Origin of the sequence: Collimonas antrihumi, from assembly GCF_018304965.1 — a bacterium.
GTDB classification, from domain to species: Bacteria; Pseudomonadota; Gammaproteobacteria; order Burkholderiales; family Burkholderiaceae_D; genus Collimonas; species Collimonas antrihumi.
Genome location: NZ_JAGQED010000017.1, coordinates 64741 through 90797, shown reverse-complemented (window position 1 = coordinate 90797; position 26057 = coordinate 64741). Strand labels below are relative to the sequence as shown.

Sequence of the window (26057 nt, the reverse complement as noted above, 5' to 3'; positions counted from 1 at the left end):
AGCGAGTTGGTACCACCCCTTCCCATCCCGAACAGGACCGTGAAACGACTTTGCGCCGATGATAGTGCTGCAACCAGTGTGAAAGTAGGTCATCGTCAGGCTTTTATTAAAAAACCCTCTGAACCAAACGTTCAGAGGGTTTTTGCTTTGGGAAAACGGTTTGTAAAAAACTGCGAAAAATCTCAAAAACAGAAAGAAGGTAGGCTCGGCACAGCTGCCCACGCCTGACCGTCATAGCCGGAGTGCAAGCGTACGCGTTACCGAAACAGGCATCTGCCATGAGTGAATTCCGCGTGGGCATTCGTGCCCACCCTACGAAGTCGGTACGCAATTTGTACCGGCATAAAAAAGCCAGTCAGCGTACGCGACTGGCTTTTTTGCTTGTTTATTCCATCTCTCTGCGTGAGCAGCGACCTGGTTTAGAACGGATAAGCGACCCGCAATACAGCAAAGTTTGCGCCGCTATTCGGCTTCTTGATGCCGCCGTTGGAGAAATGCTGCAACTTGATGCCGACATCAAGGCCGTTGCCGAACACATAGCCGGCACCCAGATGATCGCCAAACTCGAACGCGGTGGAAAAACGACGGCTATTGTTGTCATACAGATGCGACATCAGATGCACGCCAATGCCGGCTTCGCCGTACAGGCCCTTTTTATCGTTGCTCTGGAAGCGGAACACCGGCGTAAAGCCGATATCCGTCAGGTTTTTCTTCTGACCAGGAATATTCTGGTATTGGTTTTGACGGAATTCAGCCAGGCTCAAATCCCAGTAGCCGCCAAGTTGCGTGCTGCTTCCTTGCCACAATGCCGTGTTCCAATTCCATTGCACGGCAGCGCGGGCCAACTGGCTCTTGTTTCCGGTGCCGAGTTCGAAGGAGGCGGAGTCAACAGCGAAGCTGCTTGAATGCACGCCAGCCAGCAGGCAGGCAGCGGCTAGAATCTTGAGTCCGGTTTGTTTTTTTTGCATAAAAGACTTTCGAGCGTAAGAAAATAAAAAGCGAATGACAAACAAGTCGTCGCCATACTCATATGGACGGCCGCGCCAGCCGATTGATTGCGATCGATCATCTTGAACGCGCTTGCCGCGACGCGCGGCTACAGCCCTAAAGAATAGTCGAAAACCGGAATTGTTGCCGAACTACAGCCAATTCATGTCGCAAAACGGGGAATTTCCTGCTTCACAAGCCCGCTTCACAAGCCTGCCTCACAAGCCTGTTTCACAAGCCTACTTTTCAATTCCGCTTCGCAATTCGACTTCGCACTCAAGCAATGTAAGCCGGTTCAATCCTGCCAGGCACATCAACGCGAAGCGAAAAGATACAGCCCGATAAAGGATATTTTTCAAGCTCTGCAGCGCTGCGCTTTTCACGCACGGTGGTGATGTATAAGGTCCGTAAATCTTCGCCGCCAAATGCCATCATCGTCGGGCAACGTGCCGGTAAAATCACTTCCTGCAGCACTTCACCTGCGGGGGACAAGCGTAACAACTTGCTGCCCTCATACATCGCGCACCAATAGGCATCTTCGCTATCGACCGCCGCACCGTCCGGGCGGCCGCCATAATCGACGGCGCTTTTATCCATGGCGAACTGTTTCAATACCCGGCCTTCGCCGATTTTTCCGGTCGCCAATTCAAATTCGTAGCTGCAGATCCTGTGCGCAGTGGTGTCGCTATGGTAAAGCGTGCGGTTATCGCCACTGAAGCCGAGGCCGTTGGACACCGTCACAGGATTGCCTGCAGGTCGCACAACCCCTTTTTCAACTGCATATAGCTGCGCACCGGCATGATCGCGCGGTTCGTAAATCGTACCAGTCCAGAAACGGCCGGCAGCATCGCAACGACCATCATTAAAACGCGAGGTGGCAGTGTCGTAAGGTGCGTCGGCAATGTGCGAGAGCTCGCCGCTATCGGTATTTAAATGCGCCAGGCCGGTGCGCATGGCGACGATCAGCCCGCCGTTGGCATGGCGGCCGATGCAACCAGGTTCGGCATTCAGCTGCCACATGGAATGCCGGCCGTCGGCGGGCCGCAGGCGATGTACCTGCATCGCTGAGATGTCGACCCAGTAGAGAGCGGCCTCTTCGGCATGCCACAGCGGGCACTCGCCCAATTGCATCGGCTGGTCGTAAGCAATTTCAATTTGGTTCATGAATTTGATGAATGAGAAGAGTTAGGAAGGATCGGAAAATGATCCAGAGACGACATCTCTGACATCAGTGCCAGGGATGGATAACGACTACATTTTCTTCAGATAAGCTTCCGCAAGATTGACCCAGTAGCTGGCGCCGATCGGCAGCAGATCATCGTTGAAGTCATAGCTGGCATTGTGCAGGTTGCACGGGCCGAGGCCATGGCCGCCGTCCCTGTGAGAACCCTCGCCGTTGCCGATGAATACGTAGCAACCAGGCTTGTTGCGCAACATGAACGCGAAATCCTCTGCACCCATGGTCGGCTCCACTTGCGGATTGACATTACCATCGCCGACCATTGCCTGCAATACGTCAACCACGAACGCAGTCTCTTTGACGTGATTCACCAGCGGCGGATAATTGCGATGGAAACGGAACTCGACTTCCGCGCCGAACGCCGCCGCCGTGTGTTGCGCCACTTCCCGCATGCGCGCCTCGATCGTATCCAGCACAGCAAGCGAAAACGTACGCACGGTGCCAATCAATGTTGCGTCATCGGGAATCACATTGGTCGCGCTGCCGCTGTGAATTTGCGTCACGGAGAGGACTGCAGGATCGTTCGGATTGATATTGCGCGAGACGATGGTCTGCCAGCTTTGCGCAATCTGCACCGCGACCATGACGGGATCTATGCTCTTGTGCGGTTGCGCAGCATGCGAACCCTTGCCTTTGACGATCACCTCGAACTCATTACTGGATGCCATCATCGGGCCAGGCGTGACACCAAAGCTGCCAGTCGGCATGCCCGGCCAGTTATGCATGCCGAACACCGCCTCCATCGGATACTTCTCAAACAAACCGTCGTCGATCATGCGTTGCGCACCGCCGCCACCTTCCTCGGCCGGCTGGAAAATCAGATACACGGTACCGTCGAAATTGCGATGCTGGGCCAGATGATGCGCCGCACCAAGCAGCATCGCGGTGTGGCCGTCGTGCCCACAAGCGTGCATCTTGCCCTGATGTTGGGAGGCATGCGGGAAGGTATTCAACTCTTGCATCGGCAAGGCATCCATATCGGCGCGCAAGCCAATCGCACGGTCGCTATTGCCATTTTTTACAATGCCGACGACGCCGGTGACACCCATGCCGCGCACAACAGGAATCTGCCATTCGGTTAGTTTGCGGGCCACCACATCGGAAGTCCGTTGTTCTTCGTAATTAAGCTCGGGATGCGCATGCAAATCACGTCGGATTGCCCGCAGTTCTGCCTGGAAGGCAATGATCGGGTCGATCAAATTCATATTGTGCTCCTAGGGCCTGTTAGGAATCAATTTGGGAGTGCGAACGGGTCATAGGCGTTGCAGGCCTAGGCGCAACGACGCGACGTAGCGGTGCTACGGCAAGGAGTTGCAACAACGGCATGCGACGCCTATGACCCGTTCCCTCCGGGTTCAAACCAAAACGTGCGCTGGACTGCGTTGCATGGCTTGCAAGGGGGCCCACCCCTTGCTACGCCACGCGCCTTGCCAGCACACGTTTTGGTTTGAACGCATCTCTCAAATTGATTCCTAACAGGCCCTTATATGGCACGCCTCTTGCCTGCAAAAATGATGAAGGGCGTAATGTCCAGAATGTGTATATTACGCCTACACGGTCCGTCGGTGTTCACTCACAGGAGAGCATAATGCGTCTGATGTCATGGCTGAAAATTGGGTTTCGCGGATTTCGTGTATTTCTGATGGCTTCCTGCCTGTGGCTGCTGGCGCCGGTTGCGCCGCCAACAGCAGCTTAGGAATTCAAATTGGCGATGAGTTCTCCGCCGACTTCGATGGATCCGCACTTCTATAATTTATTTCCAAACATTAACGTTTCCGACCACGTCTTCGAGCAACTGGTGGCGATGGATGCCGACAACCACATCGTCCCCGCGCTGGCAGAGTCATGGCGGCTGGTAAATAACCTGACCTGGGAATTCAAGCTGCGCAAAGGCGCCAAGTTCCATGACGGCAGCCCGCTGACGGCTGAAGACGTCGCCTGGTCGCTGGATCGCCCGGCCACTATCGTCGGCAGTCCGGGAAAATTCGACACCTTTACCAAAGCCATCATCAAATAAAAAAATCATCGATCCCTACACGATTCAACTCACGACCAGAGAACCGTATCCGCTATTGCTGGCCGACCTGACCTCGATCTATATCGTTTCGAAAAAAGCGACGCAGGGTCTCAGCAGCGACGATTTTTCCAGCGGCAAGGGCATGATAGGCACGGGCCCTTTCAGGTTCGTTAAATTCCAGCGTGACGACAGGATCGAGCTGGAACGCAATAACGATTACTGGGGCAAGAAGCCGGCCTGGAGCAAGGTTATCCTGCGTTTTATTCCGAACGATGCAACGCGTCTGGCGGCCTTGCTGGCCGGCGACGTGCAGGCAATCGAAAACGTGCCGACGCCGGATCTGGCGAAAGTCAGGGCAGACAAGAACCTGAGTTTTTACTCCAAGGTGTCGCACCGCGTGATTTATCTGTACCCGGATACGCGCCGAGAAAAATCGCCATTCGTGACTGACAAAGACGGCAAGCCGTTGGATAAGAATCCGTTGATGGATGTGCGTGCGCGGCGGGCTTTGTCGATCGCCATCAACCGCGATGCAATTCGCGACCGGATCATGGAAGGATTGTCGGAGCCCACAGTCAACCTGGTGCCGGCAGCGTTGTTTGGCCACAACCCGAATCTCAAACCACCCAAGTACGATCCCGAAGCTGCGAAAAAATTGCTGGCCGAGGCTGGCTATCCAAACGGCTTCGGCCTGACTTTGCATACGCCGAATAATCGTTACGTCAATGACGAAAAAAATCGCGCAAACCATCGCCCAGATGTGGTCGCGCATCGGCATCGCCACCAAGGTCGAAGGGGCGCCGATGTCGGTATATTCGGCACGCGGCGCCAAGGGCGAATACTCGATCGGCTTGCTGGGTTGGGGCGCGCAGACCGGCGAAGTGTCGTCGCCATTGCGGGCATTGGTGGCTTGCGATAATCCGGCCAAAGGCATGGGCGCGGTCAACTGGCTGAAATATTGCAATCCTAAAATGGATGCGGTGCTGGTCAAAGCGTTGATCACCGTCGATGACAAGAAGCGCTCCAGTTTGCTGCAGGAAACCACCGCAATAGTCATCGATGATGGCGGCGTGATCCCGATTCACCAGCAAGTGACCACTTGGGCCACAAAAAAAGGGATCGTATATATACCGCGTACCGATGAGCGCACTCACGCTTACGGATTTTATCCTCGGTGAGATTGGTAAATGTTGTACGAATATCCGCTCGACATTGGTGGCGAGCGGATTTTTTATGGATGGCCCGAGGATAAGCGATGCTGGCTGCCGACCAGTGGCCGCGGCGAGACGCAACTGCTGTTCGGTGTACCGGTCAGTTTTCTCAGCTGGGACGGTTTGCGGCATTTGCTGATGCCAGCCTTCAACCTGGCCTTGTTCAACATCGCCCTGGTGATCCGCTTGACGCGCTCCGGCGCCCAGGAAGCGCTGATGCAAGACCATGTCAAATTCGCCCGCGCCAAGGGTCTGCGCAACAGCAGCATCATCGGCGTCCACGTCCTGAAAATATCCTGATCCCGATTGTCACTGTAGTCGCACTACAGTTCGGCTCGATCATCGCCTTTTCCATCGTTACCGAAACGGTGTTTGCCTGGCCCTGCATGGGCAAACTGATCATCGATTCGATCCGCGTGCTGGACCGGCCCGTGATCGTCGCTTACCTGCTGTTGATCGTCACCATTTTCATCGTGATCAACCTGGTGGCGGACCAGTTGCACGATGTCCTTAATCCACGCTTGCAAACGCAATAGGATCGCTATGGACAATACCGCGACACTGGTCGTCAATAACCTGCAGACCCAATTTGCCACCAGGGCCGGGCTGGTCAAGGCGGTCGACCAGGTATCGTTTGCAGTCAAGCGCGGCGAAATCATGGGTCTGGTCGGTGAGTCAGACTCGGGGAAATCGATGACCGGCTACTCCATCATGGGCCTGGTCGATACACCGGGAAAAATTGTCGGCGGCGAGATTCTGCTGCAAGCAAGCAATCTGCGCGGATTATCTGCAGAAGCCATGCGCAAGATTCGCGGCAATCGTATCGCCATGATTTTTCAAGATCCGATGATGACCTTGAACCCGGTGCTGCGCATCGATACCCAGATGATCGAAGCGGTGCGGGCGCACCAGGATGTCAGCAAGATGGTGGCGCGCGAGATGTCGCGCGAGGCATTGGTGCGGGTTGGCATTCCGTCGCCCGACGAGCGGCTGCTGGCGTATCCCTATCAGTTTTCCGGCGGCATGCGGCAGCGCGAGGCGATTGCGATTGCCTTGCTCAACAAGCCCGACCTGATTATTTGCGATGAACCAACACCGCGCTGGATGTGACGATACAAGGGCAGATTTTGTACGAGATGCAGAAATTGTGCCGCGAGTCCGGCACGGCGCTGATCTGGATCACCCACGACCTGTCGGTGGTGGCCGGGCTGGCCGATATGGTATCCGTGATGTACGCCGGCCGCATCGTCGAAAGCGGCACGGTACAGCAGGTATTGGAACATCCGCGCCATCCTTATGCCCACGGTTTGATCGCATCGGCGCCGTCGCGCAATCCGCGTGGCAGGCCGCTGCAGCAAATCCCCGGGATGACGCCAACGTTATTGAATTTGCCGGATGGCTGCGCCTTCCGCACACGCTGTGCATACGCCAGCGTCGAATGTCAGCAGACGCCGCAATTGCGTGAGTTGGGGCAGCGCATGCTGCGTTGCTTCCATCCGTTGCGTGATTCCGCGGCTGAGGTGGTCGCATGAATCAGGCGGCAGATCAGGTGGCAGATACGAGCATGGCACAATCATCCGACTTCGCCTTGCTGGAAATGCATGCAGTCAGCAAACAGTTCGTAAAAACGCTGGACAGCGCGGCCAGGATCGCCAACCTGTTCGGCGCCGGCATGCAGCAGGAAGTGGTGCACGCGGTCGATGAGGTAAACCTGGGCATACGGCGCGGCGAAGTGGTGGGGCTGGTCGGTGAATCCGGTTGCGGCAAGTCGACGCTGGGGCGGATGGCAGTCGGCTTGCATAGTCTTAGCGCCGGCACACGGTTGTGGAAAGGTCAGTCGCTGGAGCAGCTGGATGTCGCTGAAAGACGCAAGAAGCAACTGGCGATCCAGATGATTTTTCAAGACCCCTACGCATCGCTGAATCCGCGCATGCGGGTGCAGGATATTGTTGGTGAAGCGCCGCTGGTGCATGGTATGGTAGATGCCTCGCAGCAGCGCGAGTACGTAGAAAATCTGCTGCAACGTGCAGGATTGGACGGCACTTTGCTGCGTCGTTTTCCGCATCAGTTTTCCAGCGGCCAGCGCGCACGTGTCGGCATTGCGTGAGCGCTCGCGGTAAAGCCGGAATTCCTGGTCTGCGATGGGGCGGTGGCGGCACTGCATGTGTCGATCCAGGCCCAGATTCTGAATTTGTTCATCAAGTTGCGCGACGAGCTGGATCTGACATACTTGTTCATCAGCCATGACTTGGGCGTAGTCCGCCATTTGTCGGATCGGGTGGTGATAATGTATCTTGGGCGTATCGTCGAATCGGCCTCAGCCGATACGATATTTGCGCATGCCAATCACCCGTATACTCTGGCATTGCTGGCATCGGCGCCCAAGCTGGAAGTTCGGCGCACGGAATTTTTTGCGGTAAAGGGAGAGATTCCATCGCCGTTGCATCCGCCGTCGGGCTGTCATTTCCATCCGCGTTGTCCGCATGCAATGCCGCGCTGTAAAGTAGAAAAGCCGGAATTGAAAGAAGTCGGCGCCAAACATTTTTCCGCCTGCCACCTGAACGATGGCACGGCATAGAGGACACAATATGAACACTTCGAATACTTTGAACGCCATGAATGACGCCGGATTGACGCCTTCGGCAGAAGTCATGGCCATGATAGAGCGTTTGATTGCCTTCCAGACCGTATCGCGCGATTCCAATCTGGGATTGATCGAATGGACCCGCGATTACCTGGCAGGCCTTGGCGTCACATCGCGCCTGACCTACGACGCCAGCGGCAAGAAAGCCAATCTGTTTGCAACGTTGGGCGACGGTCCTAAACCCGGCCTGATCTTGTCCGGCCACACCGACGTGGTGCCGGTCGAAGGCCAGGCCTGGGATACCGATCCGTTCAAGGCAACCATCAAGGATGGCATGTTGTACGGCCGCGGTTCGGCCGACATGAAGAGCTATATCGCCACCGCGCTGGCGCTGGCGCCGCAATTCCTGGCCGCCGGAATGGATGCACCGCTGCACTTTGCCTTGTCCTATGACGAAGAAGTGGGGTGCATCGGCGTGCAAGGATTGATCAAGGATTTGCAGGAACTGGGATTGAAGCCGGCAGGCTGCATTGTCGGTGAGCCGACTTCGATGCAGCCGATCATTGCGCATAAAGGCACGCATCGTTTCCGTTGCTGCATCCGCGGCCGCGAAGCGCATTCCAGCTACACCACCATGGGCGTCAACTCGATCGAGTACGCGGCGCGCATCATCGTCTACATCCGGCAGATGGCGGATCGTTTTGCCCAGCTGGAGACGCGCGATTACGGATTTACGGTTCCCTACACTACCATGCAAACCGGGGTGATACACGGCGGACTGGCATCTAACATCGTGCCCAAGGATTGCAAATTCGAGTTCGAGGCGCGCACCATGCCGGGCATCGACGTCGAGCACCTGTACCAGGAAATCCAGAGCTTTGCCGCCACGCTGCTGCCAGAAATGCAGAAGGTAGAGCCGGATGCAGCAATCGATTTCGAGTGGCTGGCATCGGCGCCCGGCCTTAGCATGAAAGAGAGCGACGCCGTGGTGCAGCTGGCCTCGGCATTAGCGCGCAACAAGCCGAATGGTGCGGTTTCCTATGGTACCGAAGCGGGCTTGTTTCAGCGCGCGGGCATTCCTACCGTGGTCTGCGGCCCCGGCAGCATCGAACAGGCGCACCGGCCGAACGAATTCGTGTCGCTGGAACAGGTGGCGCAGTGTGAGGCATTCATGCTGCGCTTGATGGATCCGGAGATGCAGTTGCAAATCAGGAAATAAGCAAAAGATAAGCAAAAACGATCAAATGCATCTTATGCATCTTGTTTGCCTGGATTTTGCTAAAGTAGCAGATTGAAGCACCTTGGTTCTGATGACATTATGACTACTACTACTACTACCGTTCGTGCCGCCTGCCCGCACGACTGCCCCGACACCTGCGCGCTGTTGGTGACTGTCACCGACGGCGTCGCCACCGAAGTCCGTGGCGATCCCGATCATCCAACTACTGCCGGCGTGCTGTGCACGAAGGTCTCGCGTTATACCGAACGGACTTACCACAAGGACCGTTTGCTGCATCCGCTCAAGCGAGTCGGCAAAAAGGGCGACGGGAAATTCGTACAGATCAGTTGGGATGAGGCTGTCGCCACGATTGCCGAACGGCTGGGCGAGATCGCCGCCCGTAATCCACAAGCTATCCTGCCCTACAGCTACGCCGGCACCATGGGCCTGGTGCAGGGCGAGTCGATGTCGATGCGCTTTTTCAACCGCATCGGCGCTTCGCTGCTGGATCGCACCATTTGCGCGGCGGCCGGTGGCGCCGGTTACAAATATACGATAGGCGCCAGGATCGGCACTGATCTTGAACAATTCCAGAACGCCAAACTGATCCTGATCTGGGGCGGCAATCCGATTGCATCGAACCTGCATTTCTGGATGCGCGCACAAGAAGCCAAGCGGCGCGGCGCCAAGCTGATCGCGATCGATCCTTACCGCTCCCTGAGCGCCGACAAATGCCATCAGCATATCGCCTTGCTGCCGGGGACCGATTCCGCCCTGGCGCTTGGCATGATGCATGTCTTGATTGCAGAAGACCTGCTGGACCACGATTACATTGCGCAATACACGCTTGGTTTCGAACAGTTGAAGCAGCAAGTATCGACATGGACTCCGCAAAAGACTGCGGAAGTGTGCGGCATCAGCGCCGAGGAGGTACTGGAACTCGCGCGCAGTTACGGCGGCGCGGCGTTGCGTGGCGAAGCGGCGGCGATTCGCGTGAATTATGGCTTGCAACGTGTACACGGCGGCGGCATGGCGGTACGCAATATCACCTGCCTGCCGGCGCTGGTCGGCGCCTGGCGCCATGCCGCCGGCGGCGTTCAGTTGTCGTCTTCGGATAGTTTTCCAAAGAATAACCAGGCTTTACAGCGCCCCGATTTTTTGACCAGACAAGGGCAGGCGCCGCGCACCATCAACATGAGCACCATTGGCGACGATCTGTTGCGTGACTCCTCACCGGAATTCGGTCCGAAAATCGAAGCCTTGATCGTGTATAACTCGAATCCGGTAGCGGTCGCGCCGGAATCCAGTGTCGTCGCCCGTGGTTTCGCGCGTGAAGATCTGTTCACAGTGGTGCTGGAGCATTTTCAAACCGATACCGCCGACTATGCCGACATCGTGCTGCCGGCAACCACACAGCTGGAACATGTGGACGCCCACTCGGCATATGGCCATCTGTACATGCTGGCAAATAACGCCGCGATCGCACCGCTCGGCGAAGCCAAGCCGAATACCGAAATCTTCCGCCTGCTGGCCGCGCGCATGGGTTTCGACGATGCCTGTTTCCGCGAGAGCGACGATGAAATCGCCGCGCAGGCTTTTGACTCGAAAAATGTGCGCGCGGTCCATTTCGACTGGGATTCGCTGAAGCAAAAAGGCTGGCAAAAACTGAACGTGCCGGATGCGCCGTTCGCCAACGGCGGCTTCCCCACGCCGTCCGGAAAATGCGAGTTCTACAGCGCGCAAATGCTGCAAGACGGCCTCGATCCTCTGCCGGCTTATATCGCACCGTATGAGTCGCTGGCCAGCAATCCGGAACTGGCCAGGAAATATCCGCTAGCGATGATTTCGCCGCCGGCGCGCAACTTTCTCAATTCCAGTTTCGTTAACGTTAAAAGTCTGCGCGACACCGAAGGTGAACCGCATCTGGACATGCATCCGGCGGACGCGGGGCAAAGAGCCTTGGTCAACGGCGATACCGTACGCATCTATAACGACCGCGGCAGTTTCAACGCCAAGCTGAGAGTCACCGACAAGGCCAGGATCGGGTTGGTGGTGGGCTTGTCGATCTGGTGGAAAAAAATGGCCAGCGACGGCAAGAACGCCAACGAAGTAACCAGCCAGCGGCTGACCGACATGGGCCGGGCGCCGACGTTTTACGATGTCCTGGTGGAAGTTGAAAAAGCACCGCACGGGAATCGCCCCTCTGCATGAATACACGGCTGCCCACGGTTGTATTGTTAGCCGTGCTGGTAGCCGGGTGCGCTCAGCTTGCCTATTACGGGCAGGCTGCAAATGGCGAGTTCACTTTGCTGGATCGGGCGCGTCCGATCGATGATTGGTTGACCGACCCAGGCATCGACGCCGGTCTCAAGGCCAAACTGCAACGTACCAGGCAAATGCGCCGCTTCGCAGTGAGCGAGCTGAGCCTGCCCGATAATCGCAGTTACACTGAATACGCTGACCTCAAGCGGCCATTTGCGTTATGGAATGTCGTGGCGGCGCCGGCCTTGTCGCTGGAGCCCAAGCAGTGGTGTTTCCCGGTTGCCGGCTGCGTCAGTTATCGCGGCTATTTCAGCCAGGACGCCGCACGGAAATTCGCGGCCAGTCTGCGTCAGCAAGGCTACGATGTGCAGGTCAGCGGCGTGCCCGCCTATTCCACGCTTGGCTGGTTTAGCGATCCGCTGTTGTCGACCTTTATCCGATATCCTGATGGTGAGCTGGCGCGCCTGATGTTCCACGAGTTGGCGCATCAGACTGTCTATGTAAAAGATGATACGCAATTTAATGAGTCGTTTGCCACCACTGTCGAACAGGCCGGTGTCGAGCGGTGGCTGCAGGCGGTAGGCAATCAAAAAACCCGCGACGCCTACGTTCAGTTTGAAGGACGCAAAGAGGAATTCGTGGCGCTGCTGCTGCAGTACCGGCAACGCCTTGCAAGCAACTATGCGAGCGATCTCGGCGATACACAGAAACTGCAGCAGAAGGCAGCGATTTTCCTGGCCCTGCAAGCCGATTATCAAGTGCTAAAAGCCAAGTGGGGCGGCTACACCGGATACGACCGCTGGTTTGCCGAGCCGTTATCGAACGCCCATCTGGCGCTGGTGGCGACTTACTATGAGCTGGTGCCAGGCTTCAAGGCTTTGCTGGCGCAACAGCAGACATTCCAGAAATTTTATGCGGCTGTCGCCAGGCTGGCGGCCCTCAGCAAAGACGAAAGGCATCGCCAGTTGGAAGAGCTGGCGAAAACTCGGCCCACGTAAGTTTATCTTGGTTACAATAACAAGATGACATTTAACGCCGACCTGCATCGCAGCACGTTGAAATTATCCAATCGCCTGGCGTCAAATGGCGATGGGACCTATGACACTGCGCTGGAAATGAGCGTGCTGGATGCCGGCCCGGAATTTGATCGAGGCCCCAGAAGCCAGCAACCGACCATGGTGTTCGTCCACGGCTTTGGCGGACGTGCGGCCTACTGGGAATACCAGCTGGAGCAATTCCAGCTTGACTACCGGGTGATTGCGCTCGATCTGCGCGGCCACGGTTACAGCGACGCGCCGACAGCGGCCGAAGGCGCCAGCTACGATATACCGGAGCTTGTCGCAGATATCGCTGCGGCCCTGGACCAGCTGGATTTGCCGCCGCGTTTCATCCTGGTGTGCCATTCATTCGGCGGCGCCCTGGCTTCCTATTTCCTCAAGCAGTTTCCGGAGCGTGTGTCGGCACTGATCATGATTGCCTCGGCCGCACGCTTCCGCTTGCGCCTGGCCGGCCGTATCTTGTTGCGCATGCCGCCGCCGCTGTTCGACTTGATGCGCAGATTGATGCCGTATGTCGGCATCACCGCGGCCCGGATTTATCCACCGTCGCACGTGGTGTACCTGCAAAATAGAAATGCCTTGTTGTCGTGGGACGGCACCGAATATCTACGTGCAATCAAGGTGCCGACGCTGGTGATCCTCGGGCATCGCGATATCCTGTTCGACGAAGCAGCGTACAAGGAAGTGGCACGCTTGATTCCAGGAGCGGAAGAGGTGGTGGTGCCGGTTTCCGCTCATCAGGTGATGGTGGAACGGCCCGATGCGGTGAATCGCGCGATCCAGCGCTTCCTGCAGATGCAGTCCGATCCATCCGAACTGGCGGAGCGCCGGGCGCAGCAAAAAGCCGCGCGGCGCGCAGCTCGCAAACAACTCGAAGCCGAACGTCCGTGGCTGAAATTTTACGATGCCCGCACGCCATACCGCATCAAGATGCCGACAGTACCCTTGCCGCGCTTGCTGGAGGCAACCGCCAGGCGCTTTGCGAAAACCACCGCACTGTCATACCGCGGCGGCAAAATCGGCTGGCGCGAACTGGATCGGCAAGCTAATCGTTTCTCCCGTGGCTTGCTTGACATGCGCATCAAGCCCGGTGACAGGGTTTTGCTGGCGTTGCCGAACATACCGTCTTTGGTGATTGCTTATTTCGGCGTCCTGAAAGCCGGTGCGGTTGCGGTCCTCAGCGATGCCGCCACACCTAAAGAAGTGCTGCTGACGCGGATCGCAGATGCGGCCGCAGTGATGCTGGTGACGACCACCGACCGTTACGACGATCTACGTGATGCGTTGCAAAGCGACAGCCGTGCGGCCGGCTTGCGGCGCGTGATATTTGCTTCGATGATCGACCACATGGGCTGGCGCGAGAAGTTGAAATTCGCTGTCTTGCATCATGTGCAGGAAGGACATTGGCTGCCTTGGTTCCGCCAGGACAAACAGCATCGCAGGCACGAGCGGCGTTACCTGAAGTTCAAGCAAGTTCTGGGGCGCGGCACGGTTGTGCCGACGGAGCTTGTGCAAGATGTCGAGGCTATCGCGGTAGTGGTTTACACCTACGGCGCCACCGGTACGCCACTACCGGTGGCGCTCTCGCATCGCAATCTGGCGGCAAATGCCTTGCAACTGCGTCATTGGCTGCCGGAATCCAGGCCGGGCGACGAGCGTTTTCTGGCGCAGCAACCCTTGTCCACTGCCTACGGCCTGACCGGCTTGTTGCATCTTGGCGTGTATCTGGGGGCGACCCTGATCCTGTTGCCTGGATCTGAGCTGGAACCTCTGCTGAAGACCGTCAAGAAAATGCGGCCGACCTACTTCCCGACCACGCCGCGCATGGTGCGCGAGCTGGCGCACACGCCGGGCGTGCGGCGCTACGGCCTGGCTTCGATCCGGGTCTGCGCCGTCAGCGGTTCGCCGCTGGCCCAGGAAATTCGCGAAGAATTTGAAAAGCTGACGCGTGGCCGTCTGGTCGAAGCCTATGGCCTGACTGAAGCATCGCCCGCAGTGCTGGCCATGCCACTGACCGCCCACCGCCATCCGGGCGCGGTGGGCGTGCCGCTGCCGGATACGGAAGTAAGAGTGGTCGATCTGGATACCGACGCCGAGCTGCCCAGCGATACCCTGGGTGAGCTATGGGTGCGCGGGCCACAGTTGTTCGCCGGTTACGATCATGGCCATGCCGGCGCTGCCGGGCATGATGCTACCAATGCCAATGTTGCCAATGCAACACCATTGAATCTGATTGCCAGAAGAATAACCAAAGAACGTTTGCATGACGGCTGGCTGGCCACCGGTGACGTCGCCAGCATCGACGATGATGGTTTTGTTTCCATCATCGACCGCAAGAGTAATATGTTGATACGAGGCGGCCAGCGCGTGTTTCCCCGGCAGATCGAGGAAGTCTTGTTTGAGCACCCGGCAGTGGCGGTGGCTCATGTGAAATGGAGCCTCGATGAGGAGGGCGTGAAGCATCTGCGGGCAGAGGTTTTGCTGCATCACAATATGAAGCTGAGTGTCGACGATTTGCTCAAATATGCATCAAAACGCTTGCATGCCGACGCTTTGCCCGATAGCATCGCGATAGAATAAAAAAATACAACCGTGCTTTTTTTGGCGGATTCGGTAATATCCCCCTACAGGCATGTTTTCTTCCAGTGAAACAAGCCAAAGCAATGCATTTATAACAAATAGAGACTAAAGGCAGAACATGGATAAATTTTGGCTCAAATCGTATCCTGCAGGCGTGGCCACCGAGATTGACTTCACGCAATATCAATCTCTGGTGCAGTTGCTGGAAGAAGCATTTCAGAAATACGCATCGCGCAACGCCTATGCCTGCATGGGTAAATACCTGACTTATACCGAGGTCGACCAGTTGTCCCGCAAAGTCGGCGCCTGGTTGCAAAGCAAGGGCCTGGAAAAGGGCGCGCGCGTCGCCATCATGATGCCTAACGTACTGCAATATCCGGTGGCGATTGCGGCCATTTTGCGTGCCGGTTATACCGTGGTCAACGTCAATCCTTTATATACGCCGCGTGAGCTGGAACATCAGCTCAATGATTCGGGCGCGGAAGCCATCTTCATCCTGGAAAACTTCGCCACTACGCTACAGCAAGTGGTTGCACGGACCAAGATCAAGCATATGGTGGTCGCCAGCATGGGTGACCTGATGGGCGTCAAAGGCTTGCTGGTCAATCTGGTGGTGCGCCATGTCAAGAAAATGGTGCCAGGTTATTCGCTGCCAGGTTCTGTGCCGTTCAACAGCGTGTTGTCGCAAGCGTCGTCGCTGCAATTGAAACCGGTTGCGCTGACGCCGGACGATGTCGCCTTCCTGCAATATACGGGCGGCACTACCGGCGTTTCCAAAGGCGCCACGCTGACGCATCGCAACGTTGTGGCCAACGTGCTGCAGGCCGAAGCCTGGCTTTCCCCCGGTTTGGCGAGCGGCCCGAAGGTCGAGCAGCTGGCGTTCGTTTGCGCCTTGCCGCTGTATCACATCTTTGCGTTGACGGTGTGCGGCATGCTTGGCATGCGCGAGGGCGCCTTGAATCTGTTGATCCCGAATCCGCGCGACATCGCCGGCTTGATCAAGGAAATGTCGAAGTACCAGATCAATACCTTTCCGGCGGTCAATACGCTGTACAACGCCTTGCTGCATCATCCCGATTTTGCCAAGCTGGATTTCTCCGGATATCGCGTGTGCGTCGGTGGCGGCATGGCGGTGCAAAAGGCGGTTGCAGACAAGTGGAAAGAAGTCACCGGCTGCCCGATTATCGAAGGTTACGGCTTGTCGGAAACATCGCCTATCGCTTGCGCCAATCCATGCAACATCACCGAATACAGCGGCACCATCGGCTTGCCTTTGCCGTCGACTGAAATCGCGATCCTGGACGACGCCGGCAATCCGGTGCCTCTTGGGCAGGCCGGTGAAATCGCCATTCGCGGCCCGCAGGTCATGCGCGGTTACTGGAACCGTGACGACGAAACCGCCAAGGTCATGACGGCCGACGGCTTCTTCAAAACCGGCGATATCGGCATCATGGATGAGCGCGGCTATACCAAGATTGTCGATCGCAAAAAAGACATGATCCTGGTGTCCGGCTTCAATGTATATCCGAATGAAGTCGAAGGCGTGGTAGTGCAGCATCCTGGCGTGCTGGAATGCGCTTGCGTCGGCGTTCCGGACGAACATGCCGGAGAAGTGGTGAAGATTTTCGTGGTGCGCAAGGATCCGTCGCTGACGGCCGAGCAACTGATGGCGTATTGCCGCGAGCAGCTGACCGGCTACAAGCGGCCGAAATATATCGAATTCCGCACTGATTTGCCGAAGACGAATGTCGGCAAGATTTTGCGGCGTGAATTGCGTGATGAAAAGCCGGCTGAACAAAAGCAGGCAGCTTAAGAATTAAGAGAAGTGGCGTCTTGCCGGAAGCCACGATTTTGAAGTGAAAACCCCGGATGTGCCACAAGCGCATCCGGGGTTTGTTTTTTTGTGCGATCACGAGCCGTCGATACGCAGTGTGGCGGCGCCGATTTATGCCGCCAGCCACGTGGTGAACCTGGCGCCGACAAATAACGAATTTTGAGACGAATCAGGTCGAGAGCGGCGGCAACTGACGCGGCTTGCGCTGCTCATCGGTGGCGACATAAGTCAGCGTCGCTTCGGTGACTTTCACAATTTCCGTCTGCAACCGGTTACGTTCGGCATACACCTCGACGTTGACGGTGATTGAGGTATTGCCGACCTTGACGATCTCTGCATAAAACGACAGCAGGTCGCCGACAAATACCGGGTGCTTGAACAGGAAGGAATTCACCGCAATCGTGGCCACCCGGCCATTGGCGCGGCGCGTGGCCGGCAACGAGCCGGCAATGTCGACTTGTGCCATGATCCAGCCGCCGAAGACGTCGCCGTGAACATTGGCGTCGGCTGGCATCGGCATCACGCGCAACTGGGGCATGGTGTTGGGTGGTAATTGGTTGTCGTTTTGATCAGTCATCTGTTATTTTCCCTGAGGGCTACAATTAGCGCTATACCTGAATATTTCCTGATATATCTCGATATATCCCGATATATCCGTACAGCTCGTAGCTTAAACCATTCTTTAAGATTGTCATCTCATGCGCCACCATTCTTCCTCCCCGCCGCCAGACGCCGCAACCACCGGCGGCGCCCAGCCCAAGCGCAGCGACTGGGCCACGCTCAAGACCTTGCTGCCTTATCTCTGGACCTACAAGTGGCGAGTCTCGCTGGCGCTGCTGTTCATGCTGGGCGCCAAGCTGGCCAATGTCGGCGTGCCGCTGGTGTTGAAGAAACTGGTGGACAGCATGACCATCACGGTGAGCCATCCGCAAGCGATGCTGGTGCTGCCGCTGGGGATATTGGTCGCCTACGGTGCGCTGCGCTTGAGCACCACCTTGTTTACCGAATTGCGCGAATTCGTTTTCGCCCGCGTCACCCAGCGCGCGGTGCGCACCATCGCTTTGCAGGTATTTCGTCATCTGCATTCGCTGTCGCTGCGTTTTCACCTGAATCGCCAGACCGGCGGCATGACGCGCGATATCGAACGCGGCACGCGCGGCATCTCGTCGTTGGTGTCGTACGCCTTGTTCAGCATCTTGCCGACCTTGATCGAAATCTCGCTGGTGCTCGGTTACCTGGTGCTGCATTACGATATCTGGTTCGCCGGAATTACCGTGGTGGCGCTGGTCAGCTACATTGTGTTTACGGTCACGGTCACCGAGTGGCGCACCCATTTCCGGCGTACCATGAATGCGCTCGATTCCAGCGCCAATACCAAAGCCATCGATTCCCTGATCAACTACGAAACCGTCAAGTACTTCGGCAACGAGGAATACGAGGCGCGGCGTTACGACGATGGCTTGATGCGCTACGAAACCGCGGCGGTGAAATCGCAGACCTCGCTGTCTTTGCTCAATACCGGACAATCGCTGATCATCGCCATTGCGGTCACGTTGATCCTGTGGCGCGCCACGCAGGGCGTGATCGACGGCAAGATGACCCTGGGCGACCTGGTGCTGGTCAACTCCTTCATGATCCAGCTGTACATACCGCTGAATTTCCTCGGCGTTATCTATCGTGAAATCAAACAGAGCCTGGCTGACATGGAGCGGCTGTTCCATCTGCTGGATGAAAATCGCGAGATCGCTGATGCCGCGGAGGCGCGGCCGCTATTGACCGGCGGCGCGCAGGTGCGTTTTTCTCATGTGGATTTCAGTTACGAAAGCAAGCGCCGGATTTTGTTCGACGTCGATTTCACGATCGGCGCCGGCACCACCACGGCGGTAGTCGGCCACAGCGGTTCAGGCAAGTCGACCCTGTCGCGCCTGCTGTTCCGTTTTTACGATATCAACAGCGGCCGCATCACGATCGACGGCCAGGATTTGCGCGACATTACCCAAGCCTCGCTACGCCAGGCGATCGGCATCGTGCCGCAGGATACGGTACTGTTCAACGACAGCATCGAGTACAACATCGCCTACGGCAAGCCGGGCGCTACCAAAGCGGAAATCATCGCGGTCGCCAAGGCTGCGCATATCCATGATTTCATCGAATCTTTGCCGGATGGCTATAACTCGATGGTGGGTGAGCGCGGCTTGAAATTATCGGGCGGGGAAAAACAGCGAGTGGCGATAGCCCGCACTTTGCTGAAAAATCCTGCGGTGTTGATTTTCGATGAGGCCACCTCGGCGCTCGATTCGAAATCCGAGCAGGCGATCCAGGCGCAGTTGAAAGAAATCGCCAAGGATCGCACCACGCTGGTGATTGCGCATCGTTTGTCGACCATTGCCGACGCCGCGCAAATCCTGGTGCTAGATCATGGTCACATCATCGAACGCGGCACGCATGCCCAGTTGCTGGCGGCGGAAGGCGCGTATGCGCAGATGTGGCTGCGTCAGCAAGCGCACCCTGAAGAGGCGGCAAGTCCGTCACCCGGCGTCGATGACGGTTACCCTGAAAACGTAGTGCGGATGGTGTAACCGTACAACGCCGGTGCAGATTGTTGGCTGGGAGTGCAGCAATTTCCTATGCCGCGATTACCGACTCGCGTTACGATAGCGGCATGGAAAGCAAATGGTTAGAAGATTTTATTTCGTTGGCGGAAACGCATAGTTTCAGCCGTTCGGCAGAATTGCGTCACGTCACGCAGCCGGCTTTTTCACGCCGTATCCAGTCGCTGGAAGCTTGGCTGGGAGCCGATCTGATCGATCGGACTTCCTACCCGACGCGCCTGACCGCCGCTGGCGAAGTCTTTTATGAGCAGGCGCTGGAAATGCTGGGCCAGATCAACAACGCCCGCGCGCTGATGCGCGGCAAGCGTCCGACCGCCTTGAGCACCGTCGATTTCGCCGTGCCGCATACTTTGTCGCTGACCTATGTGCCGCGCTGGATCCGCGTTCTGGAGAATGGTTTCGGGCCGCTCAACACGCGTTTGCTGGCCTTGAATGTGCACGATGCCGTGATGGCCATGGTGGACGGCGGCTGCGATCTGCTGCTGTGCTACCACCATCCGCGCCAGCCGGTACAGCTCGATACCGGCCGCTACGATCTGATCACGCTAGGCAGCGAAGTACTGCGCGCTTACGCCCATTGCAACAAGGCCGGCGTGCCCGATTATGTTTTCCCTGGCAGCGCCAGCGCGCCTTTGCCGTTCTTGTCCTATACCAGCAACGCCTATCTCGGACGCATGGTGGAATTGATTCTGGCCGACGCCAAGAAGCCGCTCTACCTTGAAAAGCGCTATGAAACGGATATGGCGGAGGGCTTGAAAATGATGGCGCTGGAAGGGCACGGCGTGGCATTTTTGCCGGAATCCGCCGTGACCCGCGAAGTCAAGCTGAAGCAACTGGCCAGCGTCGACCAAGGTGCGCCCGAGTGGGAAGCCACCATGGAAATCCGGTTGTATCGCGAGCGTCCTACCGTGCAACGGCCGGGCAAGCCGGTGGTGGCGCGATTGTGGGCCTACCTGCTGCAACAGCAGGAAGATGCGGCCAAAGAAGCGGCCAAAGAGGCCGCAAAAAACGCAAAACGTAAAACGCCGCAAGCTCTCGCTTAAATTCCGGCTCGATCAGCTACCCGGCATTTTCGGTGCTGGCGGGACAGTCGTATCCGCCACAAGTATCCGCCGCAATAAAATTACTCTTTTAATATTAATGCAAAAAACGCATAGTTGCATGCGCACAAAGCATTGGCTTTGCCCTATGCCGTTGCCCTACGATTCGCCACTAGATCGATTTTGCCCCGCTGCAGTCTTTCATGGGGGCCGGTCTGCAACTTCCAGGAGCGCGCAAAAATATGACTATCAAGCACGAAGTTCCATCCTATCTCACGCAACATGGCATTGGCCCATGGGGCGACTATCTCGAACAAATCGATCGCGTAACACCTTATCTTGGTAATTTGGCCCGTTGGGTTGAAACCATGAAACGTCCGAAGCGGATGCTGATCGTCGACGTCCCTATCGAACGTGACGACGGCACCATTGCCCACTTCGAAGGTTACCGCGTCCAGCACAACACATCGCGCGGCCCGGGCAAGGGCGGTGTGCGTTTCCACCAGGACGTAACTCTGTCCGAAGTGATGGCCTTGTCGGCGTGGATGACGGTCAAGAATGCTGCTGTCAACGTGCCGTACGGCGGCGCCAAAGGCGGTATCCGGGTTGATCCGAAAACTTTGTCGCAAGGTGAATTGCAGCGCATGACGCGCCGCTACACCAGCGAGATCGGCATCATCATCGGCCCTAACAAAGACATCCCGGCGCCGGACGTTAACACCAACGAACAAATCATGGCCTGGATGATGGATACCTATTCCATGAACCAGGGCAGCACCGCATCGGGCGTCGTCACCGGCAAGCCGATCTCATTGGGCGGCAGTCTCGGACGGCGCGAAGCTACCGGCCGCGGCGTGTTCGTGGTGGGTTGCGAAGCGGCTGTCAAACGTGGTTTGAACATCCATGGCGCCAAAGTTGCGGTGCAGGGTTTCGGCAATGTCGGCGGCATTGCTGCACGCTTGTTCTCGGAAGCCGGCGCCAAAGTGGTGGCGGTACAAGATCATATTTCCACCGTGATACGTTCCAGCGGACTGGACGTGGCGGCGTTGCAAGCCCACGTCAATGCAACCGGCAGCGTCGCCGGTTTCAGCGGCGGCGAAGAAATCAGCGACCGCGCGCAATTTTGGGCCGTGGATTGCGATATTTTGGTGCCTGCGGCACTGGAGCAGCAAATCACCGTGGAGAATGCGGCGTCGATCCGCGCCAAGATCATTCTTGAAGGTGCGAATGGCCCGACCAGCCCGGCAGCAGATGACATCCTGCATGAGAATGGCGTGCTGGTAGTGCCGGACGTGATCGCCAATGCTGGCGGCGTGACTGTCAGTTACTTTGAATGGGTGCAGGATTTCTCCAGCTTTTTCTGGACCGAAGATGAAATCAACCTGCGCCTTACCCGCATCATGCGCGAAGCGTTTACCGCGGTCTGGCAACTGGCTGAAGAGAAGAAAGTATCGCTGCGTACCGCAGCGTTTATCGTCGCTTGTACCCGTGTGTTGCAGGCGCGTGAGATGCGCGGTTTGTATCCTTGATTGATGTTGCGTTATAGTCGAAACGTTTTGCTCGCGCTCAACCGGCTTGCCGGTTGGGCGTAAGTCGTCTGGCCCCGCTTTTTTTCGGGGACTTGTTTGCAAAAGAGTGGCGTGAAAGCAGTCACCGCAGGTAATCAAACAGCTGGCTTGAATATTGCGTTAAGCATATTCATTGTAAAAAAATCATATCGACAGCGCAACACTCGGGAGAATAAAGTGGTATCTAAGGAATTTAAAGGTAGCTGGTATGCCGCACGGCGCAATTCAGGCTTCGGCCTGGCGTTAGCATTGATGCTGAGCGTCGGTGCGACAACTGTCCATGCAGAAGATGTGCTGGCAAAAGTACGTGATAGCAAGACCATCACGATTGGCTATCGGGAAGCTTCGTTTCCATTTTCTTTTTTGGATCAGGATAAAAAACCAGTCGGCTATGCCATTGATCTATGTCTCAAAATTGCCGATGCGGTAAAGCAGAATCTGAAGCTGCAGCAATTGAATATCGCTTACGTTCCAGTGACTTCTTCGAATCGCATCGAAATGGTCACAAGCGGAAAAATCGACCTGGAATGTGGTTCAACCACTAACAACGCGGAGCGCCGCAAGCAGGTCAACTTTACTATTGCGCATTTCATGGCGTCTTCGCGGATGCTGGTCCGGGCGGACGACAAGATCAAGAACTGGCCGGATCTGCGCGATAAAAAAGTGGCGACGACCAAGGGCACCACCAGCGTCAAATCGCTGGTAGACCGTGGCCAGGTCCGTTCGCTGAATATGACTATCGTAGAAGGACGCGACCACAACGAATCGTTCAAGATGGTGGTAGACAAGACTGCCGATGCATTCGTGATGGATGATGTGCTGCTCTATGGATTGAAGGCTACCGCCAAGGATCCTGCAGCGTATGCCGTGGTTGGAGAGCCTTTGACAACGGAGCCTTACGCAATCATGTTGCCTAAGGATGATGTGGCATATAAAGCGGTGGTAGACCGTGAAATGGGCCGCATTATCCACGATGGTGAAATCTACAAGTTGTACACTAAATGGTTCCTGAGTCCGATTCCGGCAAAAAATAACCTTACGTTGAACATGCCGATGGGCTATCTTTTCAGAGAATCATTGCGCTTTCCGTCGGATCAAGTCGGCAACTAGAAGTATAAGAATTTGGCTGTAATTGTTGATTTATACAAAGTTGGGGACAAGGATTTTAGTAGAAGAGGTGATAATAATAAATAAGCATGAGTTTAAGTCTGCTGCTGAGGCGGCGAGTTTGTTAAACTATACAGATAATTTTTTTACGGGAGTTGTTATGATGTCATCGAAATTAGTTGTCGCATTGGTTGGCTTGGGAGTGATGGTTGGCTCCGTGCAAGCGCAAGAACTGACTGGAACACTCAAAAAAATCAAAGATACCGGCACCATTACCCTGGGTGTGCGCGATTCTTCCATTCCATTTTCCTATCTTGATGACAAGCAATCCTATCAAGGTTACTCGATCGATTTGTGCCTGAAAGCTGCAACCGCCATTCAGAAACAACTCGGTATGACAGCATTGAACGTCAAGATGGTTCCAGTGACTTCGGCTACCCGTATCCCGCTGATCGCCAACGGCACTATCGACCTGTCTTGCGATTCCGCCACCAACAATGCCGAGCGCCAAAAAGTTGTTTCCTTTGCGCCGACCATGTACGTGACAGCGAACCGCCTGCTGGCCAAAAAATCGTCCAACATCAAGTCGCTGGACGACCTGAAGGGCAAGACGATCGTGTCGACTTCCGGTACCTCCAACCTGAAGCAGATCACTGTTCTCAATGGCGAACGTAACCTGGGCATGAACATCCTGGCTGCCAAAGACCACGCTGAAGCTTTCCTGATGGTTGAAACCGGCCGTGCAGTAGCATTTGCAATGGACGATATCCTGCTGGCGTCGCTGGCGGCCAGCTCCAGAGCGCCTGCCGACTATGCGATCACAGCTGAAGCCTTGTCAGTTGAGCCATATGGCATCATTGAACGTCAAGGCGACCTGCCATTCAAAAAGGCAGTCGACACTGCACTGGACAACGTGTACAAATCCGGTCAAATCAATGATATCTATGCAAAATGGTTCTTGAAGCCAATCCCACCTAAGGGTATCAACCTGAACGTGCCAATGAGCCCGCAATTGAAGGCTGCCTTCGCTCATCCGACTGACTCGGGTGATCCGGCTGCCTACGCTGCGGTGCCAGAAGCGCAAAAACAATCTTCGAAGAAAAAATAAGATTGGCAATATAAAGAACGGGATGGGGGGCGCAAGCCTCCCGTTTTGTTTCTGGAATTCAATTGCTGCGGCGCACAATGCGTGCGCCGGTGCAGGTAGCGGCAATGAGACAGAGAGTAATAGAGGGGACTTAATATGCATTACAACTGGAACTGGGGTATCTTCTGGCAAGAGTCTCCCGACGGTGTCAGTACTTACATGGACACCTTGCTGGCCGGTCTGAAGTGGACGCTCGCGCTGTCCGCAGGGGCCTGGATCATGGCGCTGGTGATTGGTACGGTGATCGGTACGATTCGTACCATGCCGAACAAATGGGCAGTGCGCGTGGCCAATGGCTACGTTGAATTATTTCGTAATATCCCGCTGATCGTACAAATGTTTCTCTGGTATTTCGTGATGCCGGAAATCGTCCCTGCGAGCATCGGTGGCTGGCTCAAGAGCCTGCCGAACGCATCGTTCATCACCGCCTTCCTGGCGTTGGGTTTTTTTACGTCTGCGCGGATCGCCGTACAAGTCTCCGCCGGCATTAATGCACTGCCCCGTGGTCAAAAGCTGGCGGGTACTGCACTTGGCCTGACGTTGCCACAAACATATCGCTACGTATTGTTGCCTATGTCGTTCCGGATCATCGTACCTTCGCTGACCAACGAATTTGCAGCGATCATCAAGAACAGCTCGGTCGCACTGACGATTGGCCTGGTGGAGCTGACTGCCGCGACTTACTCGATGCGTGAATTCACGTTCCAGACTTTCGAATCCCTGACGGGCGCCACGGTGATCTATGTGATCATTTCGGGGATTGCCTTGTTGCTGGCGCGCTGGCTTGAAAAAGCGATTGCGATTCCAGGATTTATTGCCGCCGGTAGTGCGAATACAGGGGGGCATTAATCATGTTTTCGAATTTCGATTTTGATGTAATCCAGCGTTCCTGGTTCTACCTGTTCACCACCGGCATGAAGTTCACGCTGACGCTGACCGTGGTGGCAATGATCGGCGGTATTTTGTTTGGTACCGTGCTGGCGATGATGCGCTTGTCGCATAACAAGACGATTTCGCTGATCGCCACCAGCTATGTCAACCTGATTCGCTCGGTGCCGCTGGTGCTGGTGATTTTCTGGTTCTACTTCCTGGTGCCGTACATCGGCGCCTGGATCATCGGTGCGCAACAGCCGGTCCAGGTCGGCGCGTTCTCGTCGGCATTGATCACCTTCATTTTGTTTGAAGCAGCTTATTATTGCGAAATCATGCGCTCCGGGATCCAGTCGATTCCACGCGGCCAGGTTTCTGCCGGCTACGCGCTGGGCATGAACTACTGGCAAATGATGGGCAATGTGGTGCTGCCGCAAGCGTTCCGCAACATGATCCCGATCTTGCTGACGCAAACCATCGTGCTGTTCCAGGACGTCTCGCTGGTGTATGTGTTGGGATCGGTGCCGGACTTCGTTACCGTCGCATCGAAGATTGCGCAACGTGACGGCCGTCTGGTGGAAATGTATATGTTTGTCGCCGTGGTGTACTTCGTGATGAGCTTCGGTTTGTCGACGCTGGTCAAGAAGCTGCAGAACAAGGTTGCGATTATTCGATAAAGGACAGTGCGTTGCCCGCGATATCCTCGATGTTTGTGATATTC

General features: G+C 56.1%; 17 protein-coding genes, 1 rRNA gene and 4 pseudogenes. 18 read left to right on the top strand and 4 right to left on the bottom strand.

The window, feature by feature from the left end:
• Positions 1-101: ribosomal RNA gene (rrf, locus tag KHU29_RS14990) — 5S ribosomal RNA — on the top strand; the annotation flags it as partial.
• A 318-nt stretch (positions 102-419) separates the two neighbouring features.
• Here rrf and KHU29_RS14985 read toward each other — a convergent pair.
• The 3 genes from KHU29_RS14985 to KHU29_RS14975 form a co-directional block, all read right to left on the bottom strand.
• On the bottom strand, positions 420-968 hold the full coding sequence (locus tag KHU29_RS14985; protein ID WP_211453571.1) for an acyloxyacyl hydrolase: 549 nt from the start codon (positions 966-968) through the stop codon (positions 420-422).
• A 295-nt stretch (positions 969-1263) separates the two neighbouring features.
• Positions 1264-2151 (bottom strand): SMP-30/gluconolactonase/LRE family protein, encoded by an 888-nt coding sequence (locus KHU29_RS14980; protein WP_211453570.1) that lies wholly within the window; start codon positions 2149-2151, stop codon positions 1264-1266.
• Between the two features lie 87 nt (positions 2152-2238).
• Entirely contained in the window at positions 2239-3432 is a 1194-nt protein-coding gene (locus tag KHU29_RS14975) for a M20 aminoacylase family protein (protein WP_211453569.1), read from the bottom strand.
• A gap of 437 nt (positions 3433-3869) precedes the next feature.
• Between KHU29_RS14975 and KHU29_RS14970 the strand changes: the two are divergent.
• The 10 genes and pseudogenes from KHU29_RS14970 (at position 3870) to KHU29_RS14925 (ending at position 17155) form a co-directional block, all read left to right on the top strand.
• Positions 3870-5422, top strand: a pseudogene (locus KHU29_RS14970) (ABC transporter substrate-binding protein).
• Between the two features lie 81 nt (positions 5423-5503).
• Positions 5504-5991 (top strand): annotated as a pseudogene (locus tag KHU29_RS14965) (ABC transporter permease); the annotation flags it as partial.
• A 7-nt stretch (positions 5992-5998) separates the two neighbouring features.
• Positions 5999-6987: pseudogene (locus KHU29_RS14960) on the top strand (ABC transporter ATP-binding protein).
• A gap of 32 nt (positions 6988-7019) precedes the next feature.
• Positions 7020-8033: pseudogene (locus KHU29_RS14955) on the top strand (ABC transporter ATP-binding protein).
• Positions 8034-8043: 10 nt separating this feature from the next.
• Positions 8044-9258 carry an acetylornithine deacetylase gene (argE, locus tag KHU29_RS14950; RefSeq protein WP_246542080.1) on the top strand — a complete coding sequence of 405 codons (1215 nt, stop codon included), beginning with the start codon at positions 8044-8046 and terminating at the stop codon, positions 9256-9258.
• Between the two features lie 99 nt (positions 9259-9357).
• Complete coding sequence (locus tag KHU29_RS14945; protein ID WP_211453568.1) at positions 9358-11469, top strand: molybdopterin-containing oxidoreductase family protein; 2112 nt, start codon at positions 9358-9360, stop codon at positions 11467-11469.
• Positions 11466-12518, top strand: coding sequence for an aminopeptidase (locus KHU29_RS14940; RefSeq protein WP_211453567.1), 1053 nt, complete (start codon positions 11466-11468; stop codon positions 12516-12518). Before KHU29_RS14945 ends, KHU29_RS14940 begins: the two co-directional genes overlap by 4 nt.
• Before the next feature lie 24 nt (positions 12519-12542).
• On the top strand, positions 12543-15158 hold the full coding sequence (locus KHU29_RS14935) for an alpha/beta fold hydrolase (protein ID WP_211453566.1): 2616 nt from the start codon (positions 12543-12545) through the stop codon (positions 15156-15158).
• 118 nt (positions 15159-15276) lie between these two features.
• A complete protein-coding gene (locus KHU29_RS14930; RefSeq protein WP_211453565.1) occupies positions 15277-16971 on the top strand; it encodes a long-chain fatty acid--CoA ligase in 1695 nt (564 codons plus the stop codon).
• 43 nt (positions 16972-17014) lie between these two features.
• Positions 17015-17155, top strand: a complete 141-nt coding sequence (locus tag KHU29_RS14925; RefSeq protein ID WP_211453564.1) for a hypothetical protein — start codon at positions 17015-17017, stop codon at positions 17153-17155.
• Positions 17156-17161: 6 nt separating this feature from the next.
• Here KHU29_RS14925 and KHU29_RS14920 read toward each other — a convergent pair whose 3' ends face one another.
• On the bottom strand, positions 17162-17569 hold the full coding sequence (locus KHU29_RS14920) for an acyl-CoA thioesterase (RefSeq protein ID WP_211453563.1): 408 nt from the start codon (positions 17567-17569) through the stop codon (positions 17162-17164).
• Between the two features lie 121 nt (positions 17570-17690).
• On the opposite strand from KHU29_RS14920, the gene KHU29_RS14915 reads away from it, so the two are divergent.
• The 7 genes from KHU29_RS14915 (at position 17691) to KHU29_RS14885 (ending at position 26013) form a co-directional block, all read left to right on the top strand.
• The gene (locus KHU29_RS14915; RefSeq protein ID WP_211453562.1) at positions 17691-19571 is read left to right on the top strand and encodes an ABCB family ABC transporter ATP-binding protein/permease; all 1881 of its coding nucleotides are present in this window, start codon (positions 17691-17693) and stop codon (positions 19569-19571) included.
• A gap of 83 nt (positions 19572-19654) precedes the next feature.
• Positions 19655-20647, top strand: coding sequence for a LysR family transcriptional regulator (locus tag KHU29_RS14910; protein WP_211453576.1), 993 nt, complete (start codon positions 19655-19657; stop codon positions 20645-20647).
• A 239-nt stretch (positions 20648-20886) separates the two neighbouring features.
• Entirely contained in the window at positions 20887-22173 is a 1287-nt protein-coding gene (locus KHU29_RS14905) for a Glu/Leu/Phe/Val family dehydrogenase (protein ID WP_211453561.1), read from the top strand.
• 111 nt (positions 22174-22284) lie between these two features.
• A complete protein-coding gene (locus KHU29_RS14900) occupies positions 22285-23322 on the top strand; it encodes an amino acid ABC transporter substrate-binding protein (RefSeq protein ID WP_343216059.1) in 1038 nt (345 codons plus the stop codon).
• A gap of 157 nt (positions 23323-23479) precedes the next feature.
• Entirely contained in the window at positions 23480-24427 is a 948-nt protein-coding gene (locus KHU29_RS14895; protein WP_211453560.1) for an amino acid ABC transporter substrate-binding protein, read from the top strand.
• Between the two features lie 135 nt (positions 24428-24562).
• The gene (locus KHU29_RS14890; RefSeq protein ID WP_211453559.1) at positions 24563-25315 is read left to right on the top strand and encodes an amino acid ABC transporter permease; all 753 of its coding nucleotides are present in this window, start codon (positions 24563-24565) and stop codon (positions 25313-25315) included.
• A gap of 2 nt (positions 25316-25317) precedes the next feature.
• Positions 25318-26013 (top strand): amino acid ABC transporter permease, encoded by a 696-nt coding sequence (locus KHU29_RS14885; protein WP_092415110.1) that lies wholly within the window; start codon positions 25318-25320, stop codon positions 26011-26013.
• Positions 26014-26057: the final 44 nt, after the last annotated feature.

Bases quoted from the DNA above. Each gene is read 5' to 3' on its own strand.
- KHU29_RS14985 (WP_211453571.1), bottom strand. From the start codon at position 968: ATGCAAAAAAAACAAACCGGACTCAAGATTCTAGCCGCTGCCTGCCTG.
- KHU29_RS14980 (WP_211453570.1), bottom strand. From the start codon at position 2,151: ATGAACCAAATTGAAATTGCTTACGACCAGCCGATGCAATTGGGCGAG.
- KHU29_RS14975 (WP_211453569.1), bottom strand. From the start codon at position 3,432: ATGAATTTGATCGACCCGATCATTGCCTTCCAGGCAGAACTGCGGGCA.
- argE (WP_246542080.1), top strand. From the start codon at position 8,044: ATGAACACTTCGAATACTTTGAACGCCATGAATGACGCCGGATTGACG.
- KHU29_RS14945 (WP_211453568.1), top strand. From the start codon at position 9,358: ATGACTACTACTACTACTACCGTTCGTGCCGCCTGCCCGCACGACTGC.
- KHU29_RS14940 (WP_211453567.1), top strand. From the start codon at position 11,466: ATGAATACACGGCTGCCCACGGTTGTATTGTTAGCCGTGCTGGTAGCC.
- KHU29_RS14935 (WP_211453566.1), top strand. From the start codon at position 12,543: ATGACATTTAACGCCGACCTGCATCGCAGCACGTTGAAATTATCCAAT.
- KHU29_RS14930 (WP_211453565.1), top strand. From the start codon at position 15,277: ATGGATAAATTTTGGCTCAAATCGTATCCTGCAGGCGTGGCCACCGAG.
- KHU29_RS14920 (WP_211453563.1), bottom strand. From the start codon at position 17,569: ATGACTGATCAAAACGACAACCAATTACCACCCAACACCATGCCCCAG.
- KHU29_RS14915 (WP_211453562.1), top strand. From the start codon at position 17,691: ATGCGCCACCATTCTTCCTCCCCGCCGCCAGACGCCGCAACCACCGGC.
- KHU29_RS14910 (WP_211453576.1), top strand. From the start codon at position 19,655: ATGGAAAGCAAATGGTTAGAAGATTTTATTTCGTTGGCGGAAACGCAT.
- KHU29_RS14905 (WP_211453561.1), top strand. From the start codon at position 20,887: ATGACTATCAAGCACGAAGTTCCATCCTATCTCACGCAACATGGCATT.
- KHU29_RS14895 (WP_211453560.1), top strand. From the start codon at position 23,480: ATGATGTCATCGAAATTAGTTGTCGCATTGGTTGGCTTGGGAGTGATG.
- KHU29_RS14890 (WP_211453559.1), top strand. From the start codon at position 24,563: ATGCATTACAACTGGAACTGGGGTATCTTCTGGCAAGAGTCTCCCGAC.
- KHU29_RS14885 (WP_092415110.1), top strand. From the start codon at position 25,318: ATGTTTTCGAATTTCGATTTTGATGTAATCCAGCGTTCCTGGTTCTAC.